The organism is Acidovorax sp. DMC1 (genome assembly GCF_056314325.1).
In genome coordinates, this window is sequence record NZ_JBQUYO010000001.1 from 24,291 (window position 1) to 38,407 (window position 14,117).

At 68.9% G+C, this 14,117-nt stretch carries 15 protein-coding genes; 13 read left to right on the forward strand and 2 right to left on the reverse strand.

Annotated elements, in window-relative coordinates:
• Positions 1–85: 85 nt before the first annotated feature.
• Positions 86–535 carry an OsmC family protein gene (locus tag ACT531_RS00105; protein ID WP_476016064.1) on the reverse strand — a complete coding sequence of 150 codons (450 nt, stop codon included), beginning with the start codon at positions 533–535 and terminating at the stop codon, positions 86–88.
• Between the two features lie 377 nt (positions 536–912).
• Here ACT531_RS00105 and ilvA point away from each other — a divergent pair, with 377 nt between their 5' ends.
• The 3 genes from ilvA to ACT531_RS00120 all read left to right on the forward strand — a co-directional run bounded on the left by ilvA (position 913) and on the right by ACT531_RS00120 (position 3,949).
• Complete coding sequence (gene ilvA / locus ACT531_RS00110; protein ID WP_476016065.1) at positions 913–2,472, forward strand: threonine ammonia-lyase, biosynthetic; 1,560 nt, start codon at positions 913–915, stop codon at positions 2,470–2,472.
• An 80-nt stretch (positions 2,473–2,552) separates the two neighbouring features.
• Positions 2,553–3,359: an adenosylcobinamide-GDP ribazoletransferase gene (gene cobS / locus ACT531_RS00115; protein ID WP_110961367.1), complete on the forward strand. Its 807-nt coding sequence runs from the start codon at positions 2,553–2,555 to the stop codon at positions 3,357–3,359.
• Entirely contained in the window at positions 3,356–3,949 is a 594-nt protein-coding gene (locus ACT531_RS00120) for a histidine phosphatase family protein (RefSeq protein WP_476016066.1), read from the forward strand. The genes cobS and ACT531_RS00120 overlap by 4 nt, the downstream gene beginning before the upstream one ends.
• A 31-nt stretch (positions 3,950–3,980) precedes the next feature.
• Here ACT531_RS00120 and ACT531_RS00125 read toward each other — a convergent pair whose 3' ends face one another.
• A complete protein-coding gene (locus ACT531_RS00125; RefSeq protein ID WP_476016067.1) occupies positions 3,981–4,430 on the reverse strand; it encodes a type II secretion system protein N in 450 nt (149 codons plus the stop codon).
• Between the two features lie 48 nt (positions 4,431–4,478).
• Here ACT531_RS00125 and gspG point away from each other — a divergent pair, with 48 nt between their 5' ends.
• From gspG to ACT531_RS00175, 10 genes are all read left to right on the forward strand, one after another.
• Positions 4,479–4,943, forward strand: coding sequence for a type II secretion system major pseudopilin GspG (gspG, locus tag ACT531_RS00130; RefSeq protein ID WP_043565124.1), 465 nt, complete (start codon positions 4,479–4,481; stop codon positions 4,941–4,943).
• Positions 4,944–5,085: 142 nt separating this feature from the next.
• On the forward strand, positions 5,086–5,484 hold the full coding sequence (locus tag ACT531_RS00135) for a type II secretion system protein GspH (protein ID WP_476016068.1): 399 nt from the start codon (positions 5,086–5,088) through the stop codon (positions 5,482–5,484).
• Between the two features lie 2 nt (positions 5,485–5,486).
• Complete coding sequence (gene gspI, locus ACT531_RS00140) at positions 5,487–5,855, forward strand: type II secretion system minor pseudopilin GspI (protein ID WP_099731212.1); 369 nt, start codon at positions 5,487–5,489, stop codon at positions 5,853–5,855.
• 104 nt (positions 5,856–5,959) lie between these two features.
• On the forward strand, positions 5,960–6,616 hold the full coding sequence (locus tag ACT531_RS00145; protein ID WP_476016069.1) for a PulJ/GspJ family protein: 657 nt from the start codon (positions 5,960–5,962) through the stop codon (positions 6,614–6,616).
• On the forward strand, positions 6,613–7,611 hold the full coding sequence (gspK, locus tag ACT531_RS00150) for a type II secretion system minor pseudopilin GspK (protein ID WP_476016070.1): 999 nt from the start codon (positions 6,613–6,615) through the stop codon (positions 7,609–7,611). The genes ACT531_RS00145 and gspK overlap by 4 nt, the downstream gene beginning before the upstream one ends.
• A gap of 95 nt (positions 7,612–7,706) precedes the next feature.
• Positions 7,707–8,993, forward strand: coding sequence for a type II secretion system protein GspL (gene gspL, locus ACT531_RS00155; RefSeq protein WP_476016071.1), 1,287 nt, complete (start codon positions 7,707–7,709; stop codon positions 8,991–8,993).
• Positions 8,990–9,538 (forward strand): type II secretion system protein GspM, encoded by a 549-nt coding sequence (gene gspM, locus ACT531_RS00160; protein WP_476016072.1) that lies wholly within the window; start codon positions 8,990–8,992, stop codon positions 9,536–9,538. The genes gspL and gspM overlap by 4 nt, the downstream gene beginning before the upstream one ends.
• 41 nt (positions 9,539–9,579) lie before the next feature.
• Positions 9,580–10,392, forward strand: coding sequence for a type II secretion system protein N (gspN, locus tag ACT531_RS00165; protein ID WP_422848746.1), 813 nt, complete (start codon positions 9,580–9,582; stop codon positions 10,390–10,392).
• A 4-nt stretch (positions 10,393–10,396) separates the two neighbouring features.
• Positions 10,397–12,676, forward strand: coding sequence for a type II secretion system secretin GspD (gene gspD / locus ACT531_RS00170; RefSeq protein ID WP_476016073.1), 2,280 nt, complete (start codon positions 10,397–10,399; stop codon positions 12,674–12,676).
• A gap of 20 nt (positions 12,677–12,696) precedes the next feature.
• Positions 12,697–14,085 (forward strand): GspE/PulE family protein, encoded by a 1,389-nt coding sequence (locus tag ACT531_RS00175; RefSeq protein WP_110961377.1) that lies wholly within the window; start codon positions 12,697–12,699, stop codon positions 14,083–14,085.
• The last annotated feature ends 32 nt before the right edge of the window (positions 14,086–14,117 follow it).

Sequence of the window (14,117 nt, forward strand, 5' to 3'; positions counted from 1 at the left end):
CTGGCTCACGCAGGCAGCAGGCGCACCAAAACATACGCGCCGCAACCCGCTCAGCTTGGCAGTCCAGACCACTACACGCGCCCCCTCAGACCTCCAGCACTTCGAAGCCGGTGGTGATTTCGGCTGTCTTGCCCAGCATGATGCTGGCCGAGCAGTACTTGTCGTGGCTCATGGCAATCGCGCGCTCCACGGCGGCTGGGGGTATGCCCTTGCCCGTGACGGTGAAGTGCATGTGGATCTTGGTGAACACCTTGGGGTCGGTCTCGGCGCGTTCCGTCGTCAACTTGACGCTGCAGCCGCGCACGTCATGGCGGCCGCGCTTGAGGATCAGCACCACGTCATAGGCGGTGCACCCGCCCGTGCCCGCCAGCACGGTCTCCATGGGCCGGGGCGCCAGGTTCTGGCCGCCGTTGGCGGGGTTGGCGGCATCGGGGGCGCCATCCATGGTCAAAACATGGCCGCTGCCGGTTTCGGCCACAAAACCCATGCCAGAACGGGTTCCCGCCCCGCCGGTCCAACTGACTGTGCATTCCATTTGTGTTTCTCCTGTGTGACACGTGGTTTTTTTCGCACGGAAAACCGAAACGAAAAGAATTTGATGCGAATTTTGCTGCATCGCAACAAGACTCGCGCTAAACTTCGCCCATGCGCTGCCGCTTTCGAACAGAAAGGAACCGGCAGGCGGCAAGAAGCCCGGAACCCGGCACTTGCCTCGCACCGATTGTCTCCTCCATCTCCTCAAAGGATGGATTAGCCCCAGGCCTCACGGCCCGGGGCTTTTTTTTGCCCGCTCGCACCGTCCCACGGCAGGTTGCCGTCCCGGATGCCTCGGCACCTCGCCAGGGCGACGCCCTATGATGTGGGCCCCCGCCCGCCGCCCTGCGCCGGTGGGGCTCTCCTCCTGCACCTGCCATGACCCAGCACCTCACCCCCGCCGACTACCTCAAGAAAATCCTGACTGCCCGCGTGTACGACGTGGCGGTGGAGTCGGCGCTGGAGCCCGCCAAGAACCTCAGCCGCCGCCTGCACAACAAGGTGCTCCTGAAGCGCGAGGACCAGCAGCCCGTGTTCAGCTTCAAGCTGCGGGGCGCCTATAACAAGATGGCGCACCTCACGCCCGAGCAGCTGCGGCGCGGCGTGATCTGCGCCTCGGCTGGCAACCATGCCCAGGGCGTGGCCATGAGCGCCCACCGGCTGGGCACCCGCGCCGTGATCGTGATGCCCACCACCACGCCGCAGCTCAAGATTGACGCCGTGAAGACGCTCGGTGGCGAGGTCGTGCTGTTTGGCGAGAGCTATTCCGACGCCTACGGCCACTCCGTCCAGCTGGAGAAAGAACAGGGCCTGACCTTTGTGCACCCGTTCGACGACCCGGACGTGATCGCCGGCCAGGGCACCATCGCCATGGAGATCCTGCGCCAGCTGCAAAGTCTGGGCAGCAACCAGCTCGATGCCGTGTTCGTGGCGATTGGCGGCGGCGGACTCATCTCGGGTGTGGCCAACTACATCAAGGCCGTGCGCCCCGAGATCAAGGTGATCGGGGTGCAGATGAACGACTCGGACGCCATGATCCAGTCGGTGCAGGCGCACGAGCGCGTGACGCTGGCCGATGTGGGCCTGTTCTCCGACGGCACGGCCGTGAAGCTGGTGGGCGAGGAAACCTTCCGCGTGGCACAGGGCCTGGTGGATGACTACATCACCGTCGACACCGACGCCGTCTGCGCCGCCATCAAGGACATCTTTGTGGACACGCGCAGCATCGTCGAGCCCGCCGGTGCCCTGGCCGTGGCCGCCATCAAGCAGTACGTGGCCCAGCGCAAGACCAAGGGCGAGACCTATGCGGCCATCCTTTGCGGCGCCAACATGAACTTCGACCGGCTGCGCTTTGTGGCCGAGCGCGCCGAGGTGGGCGAGGAGCGCGAGGCGCTGCTCGCCGTCACCATCCCCGAAGAACGCGGCAGCTTCCGCCGCTTCTGCGAGGTGGTCGGCGGCCTGCCCGGCGGCCCGCGCAACGTGACCGAGTTCAACTACCGCATCAGCGACGCCGCCCGCGCCCATGTGTTCGTGGGCCTGACCACCAACGGCAAGGGCGAATCGGAAAAGATCGCAAAGAACTTCAACCGCCACGGCTTCGAGGCGCTGGACCTGACGCACGACGAGCTGGCCAAGGAACACCTGCGCCACCTGGTGGGCGGGCACTCGGCGCTGGCGCAGGACGAGCGCCTGATGCGCTTCACCTTCCCCGAGCGGCCCGGTGCGCTGCTCAAATTTTTGAGCCTGATGCAGCCGACCTGGAACATCAGCCTATTCCACTACCGCAACCAGGGCGCGGACTATGGCCGCATCCTCGTGGGCATGCAGGTGCCGCCCGAAGACAAGGCGGCCTTCGACGCCTTCCTGGCCACGCTGGGCTACCCCTATGTGGAAGAAACACTGAATCCGGCCTACCGGCTGTTCCTGCGCTCCAAATAATGCAAAAAATGACTGCAAGCGCTTGTTGAGCATGCCTTAGCAGCTATCAAAACAGAAGCATCAAGCCCCTACGGCACACCATGCAAGCCCTGCGCCACTACCTACTGGCCGTGCAGTTCTTCACCCGCATCCCCGTCACCGGGCGGCTGGCGAACTGGGTGGGCTACAGCCCGGCCATGCTGCGGGCCAGCGCGGCGCACTTTCCGGGTATTGGCTGGCTGGCGGCGTTGCTGTCTGCGGCCGTGTATGCCGCGCTGCACTGGGCGATGGCGCCCAACCCGCTGGCCCCGGCCGTGGCAGCGGTGTTCTGCACCATCGCCACGGTGCTGATGACGGGCGGTTTCCATGAAGACGGCCTGGCCGATGTGGCCGATGGCCTGGGCGGCAGCTACGACCGCGAACGCGCGCTGGACATCATGAAGGACTCGCGCATCGGCGCCTTCGGGGCCATGGCGCTGGTGCTGGCGCTGTTGGCCAAGCTCAGCCTGCTGACGCTGCTGGGGGCACACAGCCTGCTGGCGGCGCTGGCGGCGCTGGTGGGCGCGCATGTGCTGTCGCGCTTTTGGCCCCTGCTCATCGTGCGCAGCCTGCCGCATGTGGGCGACACGGCGCGCTCCAAAAGCAAGCCGCTGGCCGATCAGATCTCCGGCCAGGCACTGGTTGCGGCGCTTTTATGGTGTTTTCCGCCCCTGGTGCTAGTGGGATATACCCAATCAGCTCTCTTTTTGGTAGCATCCATCGCTCTCAGCGCGCTCTGCGCGGCCTGGATGGCGCGCTGGTTCGCCCGACGGCTGCAAGGCTTCACCGGCGACTGCCTGGGCGCCACGCAGCAGGTGAGCGAGATCGGGTTCTACCTGGGCGCTGCCATCGCACTGCGATGGCTATGACGCCCCCTCCCGCCGCCGCCAAAAACCGCCTGTGGCTGGTGCGCCATGCGGCCCCGCTGGTTGCCCCAGGCACCTGCTACGGCGCTTTGGACGTGCCGGCCGACGCGCAGGACACCCGCGCAGCAGCAGAGCGCCTGGCAACAGCCCTGCCCGCTGGAGCCCTCGTGGTTTATTCCACGCTACAAAGATGTGAGCTGCTAGCGCATGAATTACAAGCGCTCAGACCCGATTTGACCCTTACCCCCGACGCCCGGCTGCGCGAGATGGACTTCGGCCGCTGGGAAGGGCAAACCTGGGAGGCCATCGGCAAAAGTGCCATCGACACCTGGGTGGCCGGGTTCGCCACCCACGCACCCGGCGGGGGCGAAAGCCTGGCCCACATGCTGCACCGCGTGGCGGCCGCCCTGCAGACCGCCCGAGAATGGCGCAATGATCAGGGGACGATGGATGTGGTGTGGATCACCCACGCCGGGGTGGCACGCTGCGTGGCCTGGTTGCAGGAGCGTGGTGAAAGCGCCCTGCCCCGCTCGGAGGACTGGCCGGCTGCGGCGCCGGGCTGGGGGGAATGGGAAATCAGGGAGCTGGCCTGACGCCACGTGCGGCAGGCCAACAAAAAGAACGTCAGTTTTTCAGCGGCATGTCCAGCGTCACCGTGGCAGGCCCGCCCATGCTGGCCCCCAGTTGCGCCTGGCGGGGGCCCAGGGCCTGCAGCACCAGCCCCTCATCCACAGCAGCGCCCACACGGAAGGGCTTGGCGGGCTTGCCGTCCACGGCAATCAATGCGGCTCCGCCGCCGCTGCTTCGCCCCGACAGCACGCCGATCAGCGTGAACCGGCTTGCGGTAGGCGCCACCGGTGCTGCCACGCCAGGGGCGGCAGGTGCCGCACCCAGCAAACGCGCCAGCGCCTGCGCATCCATGGCCACCGGGGCAGGCGCCACGGCCGGCGCGGCGGATGCGGACGAAGGCGCCGACAGACGCAGCCCCCAATAGACCACGCTGGCACCGGCTGCTGCCCAGAGCACCAGAGTCCCCAGGCGGACGCCCCATTTGCTGTACGTATTGGTCACCATGCGGGGATTATGATTCACGCGATTCGACCATCCGAGAGACCGCCAGCAGTGAACACTTCTTTCTCCCTCCTTGTGCGCTCCGCCCCGCGCCGCGTTGCCAAGTCCGTGGCCCGTGGTTTCACCCTCATCGAACTGATGGTGGTGCTGGTGATCATCGGCGTGCTGGCCGCGCTGATCGTGCCCAATGTGCTCGAACGTGCCGACGATGCCCGCGTGACGGCCGCCCGCACCGACATCACCAACATCATGCAGGCGCTCAAGCTCTACCGCCTGGACAACCAGCGCTACCCCACGGCCGAACAGGGCCTGCAAGCCCTGGTCATCAAGCCCACTGCGGGCCCCGTGCCGGGCAACTGGAAGCTGTACCTCGAAAAGCTGCCCAACGACCCCTGGGGCCGCCCCTATCAATACCTCAACCCCGGCATCAAGGGCGAGATCGACGTGATGTCGTTCGGCGCCGATGGCCAGTCGGGCGGCGAAGGCAAGGACGCCGATATTGGCAGCTGGCAGTGACCGCTCATTGCCAAGGTGCCCCAGCCCCATGAAACGGGCACGCGCCCAGCGAGGGACGCCATGGAACTGGCTTTGCCAGGCCACTGGCGTCTTCTTCGGAAGAAGCCGTGCAGCAGCTCAGAGGGGCTTCACCCTCCTGGAGTTGCTGGTCGTCATCAGCATCATGGCGCTGGCCACGGCGGGCGTGGGGCTGGCGATGCGCGATGGCGGGCAGACGCAGCTGGAGCGGGAGGCCGCGCGGCTGGCGGCGCTGCTCGAATCCGCACGCGCCCAGTCGCGCGCCGGGGGCATCCCCGTGCGCTGGCGCGCGCTGCCGGGGGGCTTCCGCTTTGAAGGGCTGCCGCGCAGCGCACAGGCCGCCCTGCCCAACCAGTGGCTGGACCCTGGCACCGTGGTGCGCGGGCCGGCAGTGCTGCTACTGGGCCCCGAGCCCCTGATCGGCCCGCAGCAGGTGATGATCACCCACCAGTCCTCCCCCGACCGCACCCTGCGCATTGCCACCGACGGCGTGCGCCCGTTTTCCGTGGATGCGGTGCAGTGAGGATGCGCCGCCCTCTCATCGGCCACCGGGGTTTCACGCTGGTGGAAGTGCTGGTGGCGCTGGCCATCGTGGCCATCGCCCTCATGGCGGGGCTGCAGGCCACGACGGCGCTCACGCGCAACGCCCTGCGGCAGTCCGACATCGTGCTCGCGCAGCTGTGCGCGGAGAACGAGCTGGTCAAGGCCCGGCTCTCCCGCCAGATGCCCAGCGTGGGTGACAGCAGCCTGACCTGCGAGCAGGCCGGGCGCCAGCTGCAGGTGGTGACCATCGTGCGGCCTACGCCCAACCCGAGTTTTCGGCGCATCGATGCGCAGGTGCTGGACGGGGACAACTCCATCCTGCGCCTCTCCACCATCATTGGAAGGTATTAATGCCCCCCCTGAGTCGCTTCGCGCCTTCCCCCCGTGAGGGGGACGCACCCGGCGGCCTGGCAGAGCCAGTTCCACGGGTGCGCTGGCCTCGCGTCGCGCCATTTTTGAAGGCCCCGCGCGGCTTCACACTCATCGAGTTGCTGGTCGCGATCAGCGTCATGGCGTTGATCGCCATCCTGAGCTGGCGCGGGCTCGATGGCATGGTGCGGGCGCAGGAGTCCACACGCCAGCGGGCGGACGAGATGCTGGTGCTGCAGGCCGCGCTGGGCCAGTGGGGGACGGACCTGGACGCCCTGGTCTCCATCGCCAACACCACGCCGCTGGACTGGGATGGCCAGGTGCTGCGCCTCACCCGCCGCAGCAGCGCCGTGCCCGACGAGGGTGCGCTGGTGGTGGCCTGGACCCGCCGCAACAACAACCAGGGCGTCGGCCAGTGGCTGCGCTGGCAGTCGCCGCCGGTGCGCACCCGCGCCGACTGGCGGCAGGCCTGGGAGCAGGCCGCCCAGTGGGCGCGCACGCCGGGCGACGCCGAGCGGCGCTACGAGGTGACGCTGCTGCCGCTGGACAACTGGCAGATCTTTTATTACCGGGGCGGCGCATGGTCCAACCCACAGTCGAGCACAGGCACCCCGACGGGCGACAGCACCTCGGCCACCCCGGACGGCATCCGCCTGCAGATCACCCTGCCCCCGGGCCAGGCGCTGACGGGCCAGCTCACGCGTGACTGGGTCAACCCCGTGCTGGGCGGAGGCAGGACATGAGCCCCCAGCGGCACACACCGCACAGACACAAGGCACGCGGCACCGCCCTGCTCGCCGCCATGCTCACCGTCACGCTGGTCGCCACCTTCGCGGCCGCCGCGATGTGGCAGCAGTGGCGCGCGGTAGAGGTCGAGACGGCCGAGCGCGGCCGCGTGCAGTCCGCGTGGATCTTGATCGGCGCGCTCGACTGGTCGCGGCTGATCCTGCGCGAGGATGGGCGCTCCGGCGGAGCCGACCACCTGGCCGAGCCCTGGGCCATCCCCTTGCAGGAGGCCCGCCTGTCCACCTTCCTCGCGGCCGACAAGAACGTGACACAGGTGGACGACGCGAGCACCGACACCACCGAGGCCTTCCTGTCGGGCCAGATCACCGACCTGCAGGGCCGCCTGAACATCACCAACCTCGCAGAAGGTGGGCAGGTGCAGGCCGTGGCCCTGCGGCAGTTCACCCGGCTGTTCGAGCGCCTGGGCCTGCCCGGCCAGCAGCTGAGCACCCTCATCGACGGCCTGCGCCGCGCGCAGGCGGGTGCAGGCACCGACAGCGGCTCCGCCCCCCTGCTGCCCCCCAGCGTGAGCCAGCTAGGCTGGCTGGGCCTGACCCCGGCCACGGTGGCGGCGCTCGCCCCCCATGTGACGCTGCTGCCCGTGCGCACCCCAGTCAATCTGAACACCGCCGACATCAACGTGCTGATGGCCGCCGTCGACGGGCTGGACAGCGCCACGGCCCAGAAGATCGTGCAGGCCCGCGAAGCGCGGCATTTCCGCACCCTCAGCGACGTGCGCGACCTGGTGGGTGCCAGCATCGACATCAACGAAAGTGCCCATGCCGTGGCTTCGTCGTACTTTGAAGTGCGGGGCCGCCTGCGCCTGGGCGATGCGATGGTGGACGAGCGCTCTTTGGTCCGCAAACAGGGCATCGACGTGACCACGCTGTGGCGCGAGCGCGGGGCCTTCGACCGGGAAACCACGCAAACCCTGCCAGGGGCGCAGCGTTGAGAACCTGTTCTGAGGCACAACAACCCTCAACACCGCACCACCCACACCGCCGCCGTGTCACGCCCGCCCCCTAAAATGGCCCGCAAAACCCGCCCATGAGCACCCTGATCCTTTTCCTGCCGCCGGCACGCCCGGGACCCGCCTCCGAGTACGCCTACACGCTCACGGCAGACGGCCATTCCGCCCTCCAGCACGCCACCGCACCCGCTGCCCTGCTGCCCGAGCCCACCCGCCCCGGCGGCGAGGTCGTGGCTGTGGTGCCCGCACGGGCGCTGTCGTGGCAACGCGTGACCATTCCGGCCGGTGTGCCGCTGGGCGCCGGCCAACAGACGCCCCGGCTGCGCTCGGTGCTCGAAGGCCTGCTCGAAGACCGCGTGCTGGACGATGCCAGCCAATTGCACTTTGCGCTGCAGCCCGGCGCACAAAGCCGCGCGCAGGCTGGCGAGCCGGTGTGGGTGGCCGTGTGCGACCGCGCCTGGCTGCGCGAACACCTGCAGGCACTGGAGGCCGCAGGCCGCCGCGTGGCCCGCGTGGTGCCCGAATTTGCGCCCGGCCCCACAGCCACCGGCCAGCCCGAGCTGTGTGCCCTGGGAACGCCCGAAGAAGCCTATGTGGTGCTCGCCGGCCATGGTGCCGACCAGGGCGTGGCCGTGCTGCCGCTGACGCCCATGGCCCTGACGCTGGCGCGTACCGGTTTGCCGGCCGCCGACGCTGGCGACGACCAGGCCCTCGTGGTCCGCGCCGAGCCCGCCGTGGCTGCGCTGGCCGAACGCACCCTGGGCCAGCAAGGCCAACGCATTGCCCTGCACACCACCAGCCAGCGCGCACTCGATGCCGCCCGTGGCGACTGGGACCTGGCGCAGTTCGACCTCTCCAGCACCAGCAGCACCCGCGCGCTGCGCAAGGTGGGCAGCGCGTTGAGTGCGGCGCTGTACGCCCCGCAGTGGCGTGCCGCCCGCTGGGGCGCTGGCGTTCTGGTGGTGGCGCACCTGGTGGGGCTGAACGCCTGGGCCTGGCAAGAACGGCAAGCACTGACCGCCAAGCAGGCCAGCGTGCGCAATACCCTGACCCAGACCTTTCCCAAGGTGCAGGTGGTCGTCGATGCGCCGGTGCAGATGGAACGCGAACTCGCTCAGCTGCGGCAGGCCGCCGGTAGCGTGTCGGCGCGCGACCTGGAGCCCCTGCTGGCAGCGGCCGGCGCCGCCTTGCCCGATGGCCGCCTGCCCAGCAGCATCGAATACACGCCCGGCGAGCTGCGCCTGCGGGGCGTGACGCTGGCCCCCGATGAAGAATCTGTGGTGTCTGGCCGCCTGCAAGCCGCCGGCTACCGCGCCCGCATGGACGATGGCAGCCTGTTGCTGCGCACCGAGGTGAGCCCATGACCCAACCCTCCGCCCTCCAGGACCGCTGGAAAGCCCTGGCACCCCGCGAGCAGAACCTGGTGCTGGCCGCCGGCACGGTGGTGGCGCTGGCCCTGCTGTGGTGGGTAGCCGTTGCCCCCGCGCTTGGCACCTTGCGCGCCGCGCCCGCGCGGCACGCCGCACTCGACGCCCAGCTGCAGCGCATGCAAAGCCTGCAGGCCGAGGCCCAGCAGCTGCAGGCCACCCCCGCCACCAGCCCCGGCGATGCCGTGGGTGCGCTGCGCACCGCCCTGACACAGCGCCTGGGCAACACGGCCCAGCTCAACGTGGCGGGCGACCGCGCCACGGTCACGCTCAAAGGCGCATCGGCCGACGCGCTGGCCCAGTGGTTGGCCCAGGCCCGCAGCAACGCCCGCGCCACGCCGCTCGAAGCACGCCTGACCCGCAGCGCTACCGCTGCGCCGCCGGCTGGCAATGCACCCGTCACCCTGGGCAGCGCACCCGTGGCCATGCCCCGCTGGGATGGCACCGTGGTGCTGGCCCTGCCTGCCGCACCGGCCCGCTGACTCGCCGCCCCTTCACTGCACTGAACGACACCCTCCCCACCGTGGCCCGCAACCTCCGTCCGACACGCCCTGCCCCCCGCTCCGCCCCCCGCACAGCGTGGGGCTGGGCATGGGCCGGTGCGCTGGTGGGCGTGCTGCCCGCCGTGGTGGCCTTTGCGCCCGCGCACTGGCTGGCCGGCGGCGTGGCCCGCGCCACCCAGGGGCAGGTGCAGTTGCTGCAGCCACGCGGCACGGTGTGGACCGGATCGGCCCAGCTGGTGTTGACCGGCGGCCAGGCCAGCAAAGACAGCGCCGCCCTCCCCGGCCGGGTGGACTGGCAGCTGCGCCCCACCTGGGGCGGCCTGCGCGCCCGGCTGCAAGCGGGCTGCTGCACGGCGGAGCCCCTGCAAGCCCAGGTGCACCTGCGCTGGGCCGGCCCGCAAATCACCCTGGCCGACGGCCAGAGCCAGTGGCCCGCCGCGTTGCTGGCCGGCCTGGGCACCCCCTGGAACACGCTGCAGCCGCAAGGCCAGCTGGCGCTGCAGACCCGCGCGCTGGCCGTGCAATGGGCCGCTGGCCGCATGGTGCTGTCGGGCCAGGCCCAGCTGGATGCACGGGCCATGTCCTCGCGCCTGTCCACCCTGCGCCCCATGGGCAGCTACCGGCTGGTGCTGCAGGGTGGCGAGGTGCCCACACTCGCCCTCAGCACGCTCGACGGGGCCTTGCAACTGAGCGGCAGCGGCCAGTGGGTGGGCAACCGCCTGCGCTTTGCGGGCGAGGCCAGTGCCGCCCCCGAGCGAGAGGCCGCACTGTCTAATCTTCTGAACATCATCGGACGGCGCAATGGCGCGCGCTCCATCATCACCGTGGGTTGAATCTATGACTTTCCTGTTTGCTCCACGCCTGCGCTTTACTCTCAAAACAATAGCTGCCAGCGCAATACTTACCTGCGCTAGCGGTCAAATTGGCGCCCAAACGGCGGTGGACACCCGCACCGGCAGCGTGCGCCCCAGCGAACCCGTCACGCTCAACTTTGCCAACGCCGAGATCGAGGCCGTGGCCCGCACCATGGCCACCATCACCGGCCGCAACGTAGTGGTGGACCCGCGCGTGAAAGGCCAGCTCAACCTGGTGACCGAGCGCGCGGTAACGCCTGCCGCCGCGTTCCAGCAATTCCTGGCCGCGCTGCGGTTGCAGGGCTTCACGGTGGTGGAGGCAGCCGGCCTGTACAAGGTGGTGCCCGAGGCCGACGCCAAGCTGCAGGGCGGCAGCGTGAGCGTGGTGCAGGGCAACGCGGGCAGCGCACCCGGCGGCGGGCAGATCGTCACGCAGATCTTCAAGCTCAACTTCGAGAACGCGGCCAATCTGGTGCCGGTGCTGCGCCCGCTCATCAGCCCAAACAACACCATCAACGTGAACCCCGGCAACAACTCGCTGGTGATCACCGACTACGCCGACAACCTGCAGCGCCTGGCGCGCATCGTGGCGGCCATGGATGTGTCCAACGCCAGCGATGTGGAGGTGATTCCGCTCAAGAACGCGATTGCCAGCGACCTGGCACCGCTGGTGTCGCGCCTGATCGATGGCGGCAGCGCCAACGGGGGCGTCGCCGCTGCGGCCGCGCCCGGCCAGGCCGACACATCGTTCAAGACCACCCTGATTGCCGAGCCGCGCAGCAACTCGCTGATCCTGCGCGCCGCCAACCCAGCCCGCGTGGCCCAGGTGCGCGCCCTGGTGGCACAACTGGACCAGGCGCCTGCGCCCGGCAGCAGCGCCGCCAGCGGCAACATCCATGTGGTCTACCTCAAGAACGCCGACGCCACCAAGCTGGCGACCACCCTGCGCGCCGCCATGGCAGCCATGGGCGGCAACAATGGCGGTGCGGCCAGCGGCGGGGGTGGTGCCAGCGCGCCCGCACCCAGCACGGGGCTGAGCACCGGCGGCATGCTGTCCACCAACGGCAGCTCGTCCAGCAGCAGTAGCACCGGCGGCCTGGGCTCCAGCGCGAGCGCCATGGGTACCAGCAGTACCAACAACAACCAGCCCTCCACCGGCGGGCAGATCCAGGCCGACCCCACCACCAATTCGCTCATCATCACGGCGCCCGAGCCGCTGTACCGCCAGCTGCGCGACGTGATCGACAAGCTCGACGGCCGTCGCGCGCAGGTGCTGGTCGAGAGCCTGATCGTCGAGGTCTCTGCCAACAAGGTGGCCGAGTTCGGCATCCAGTGGCAGGGCGTTCTGGGCAAGAACGGTGATGGCACCGTGGGCGTGATCGGTACCAACTCCGGCCAGGCGGGCGCCAACATCCTGAACGTGACAGCCGCGCTGGCCTCGGGCTCCACCACCTCCATCGCCTCGGCGGCCAGCTCGCTGGGCAAGGGGCTGAACCTGGCGCTGGCGCCGCGCGTCAACGGCCAGTACTACCTGGGCGCGCTGGCGAACTTTCTGCAGAACAGCGGCGACGCCAATGTGCTCTCCACCCCCAACCTGATGACGCTGGACAACGAAGAGGCGCGCATCATCATCGGCAACAACGTGCCCTTCGTGACCGGCTCGTACGCCAACAGCACGGGCAGCAGCACGGTGAACCCGTTCACCACGGTGGAGCGCAAGGACGTGGGCCTGATGCTGAAGGTGCGTCCGCAGATCAGCGAGAACGGCACGGTGAAGATGGCCATCTACCAGGAAGTCTCCAAGATCGACACCGCCACGCTGAGCAACGCCAACGGCCCCACCACCAGCAAGCGCTCCATCGAGTCGAACGTGGTGGTGGACGACGGCAACATCATCGTGATCGGCGGCCTGCTGGAAGACAGCTACTCGCAAGGCCAGGACAAGGTGCCGGTGATGGGCGACATCCCGGTGCTGGGCAACCTGTTCCGCAGCGAGAACCGCACCCGCAACAAGACCAACCTGATGGTGTTCCTGCGCCCCATTGTGGTGCGCGACAACGCCACCAGCGATGCGCTGATGATGGACCGCTACGAGGCCATCCGCGCGCTGCAGCAGACCACGCAGCCCGCCCCCAGCGTGGTGATGAAGTCGGTGTCCGGCGCGCCCATCCTGCCCGCGCTGCCACAGCGCACAGAGCCCGGCGCAGCCACCGTGCCGGCGCAGCCGCTGGCCCCGCTGCCCGCAGAGACTTCGCCACGCTGAGAAGAGAAGAGCCGCCCCCCATGCGCCACCCCCTGCCCTACGCCTTTGCCCGCACCGCCCAGCTGCTGCTGGAGGACGACGGCCACCAGCTGGTGCTGTGGCACGGCCCCAGCCCCGACGCGGGCGCGCTGTCCGAAGTGCTGCGCAAGCACCCGGTGCAGCAGCTGCTGCCGCTGGATGCCCCGGCCCTGGCCCAGCGCATCAGCGCAGCCTATTCGCACAGCGAATCGAGCGCTGCAACCGTGGTGAGCGAGGTCGAGAGCGATGCCGACCTCTCTCGCATGATGCAGGAGCTACCGGCGGTGGAAGACCTGCTGGAGTCCGCTGGCGACGCGCCCATCATCCGCATGCTCAACGCCTTGCTCACACAGGCCGCACGCGACGGCGCGAGCGACATCCACATCGAGCCCTACGAGCGCCACAGCAGCGTGCGCTTTCGGGTGGACGGCACGCTGCGCGAAGTGGTCCAGCCGAACCGCGCGCTGCACGCCGCCCTGATCTCGCGCCTGAAGATCATGGCCGACCTGGACATCAGCGAAAAACGCCTGCCCCAGGACGGTCGCATCAGCCTGCGCCTGGGCACCCGCGCCATCGACGTGCGCGTGTCCACCCTGCCCAGCGCCCATGGCGAACGCGCGGTGCTGCGTCTTTTGGACAAGAGCGAAAGCAAGCTGAGCCTGGAAGCCGTGGGCATGCAGGGCGACACCCTGCACCGCTTCGAGGGCCTGATCGGCCAGCCGCACGGCATCATCCTGGTGACGGGCCCCACGGGCTCGGGCAAGACCACCACGCTGTACGCGGCGCTGGGCCGGCTCGACGCCACGCGCAACAACATCATGACGGTGGAAGACCCCATCGAATACGAGCTGCCCGGCGTGGGGCAAACCCAGGTCAACAGCAAGATCGAGCTGACCTTTGCCAAGGCCCTGCGCGCCATCCTGCGGCAGGACCCGGACATCATCATGATTGGTGAAATCCGCGACTTCGAGACCGCGCAGATCGCCATCCAGGCGTCACTCACCGGCCACCTGGTGCTGGCCACGCTGCACACCAACGATGCGGCCAGCGCCGTCACGCGCCTGACCGACATGGGCGTGGAGCCGTTCCTGTTGTCGTCGTCTTTGCTGGGCGTGCTGGCCCAGCGCCTGGTGCGCAAGTTCTGCAGCCACTGCCACGGCGCGGGCTGCGAGCACTGCGGCCAGACGGGTTACACCGGCCGCACCGGCGTGTTCGAACTGCTGGTGACCACGGACGCGATCCGCGCGCAAATCCACGCCCAGGCGTCAGAGGCCGACATCCGCGCCGCCGCCATGGCCGATGGCATGGCACTGATGCGAGAGGATGGCGAACGCCTGATTGCCGCCGGCATCACCAGCCGCGAAGAAGTGCTGCGGGTGACGCGGGACTGATTTGCTATACATCTGATAGCTGCTAGCGCATG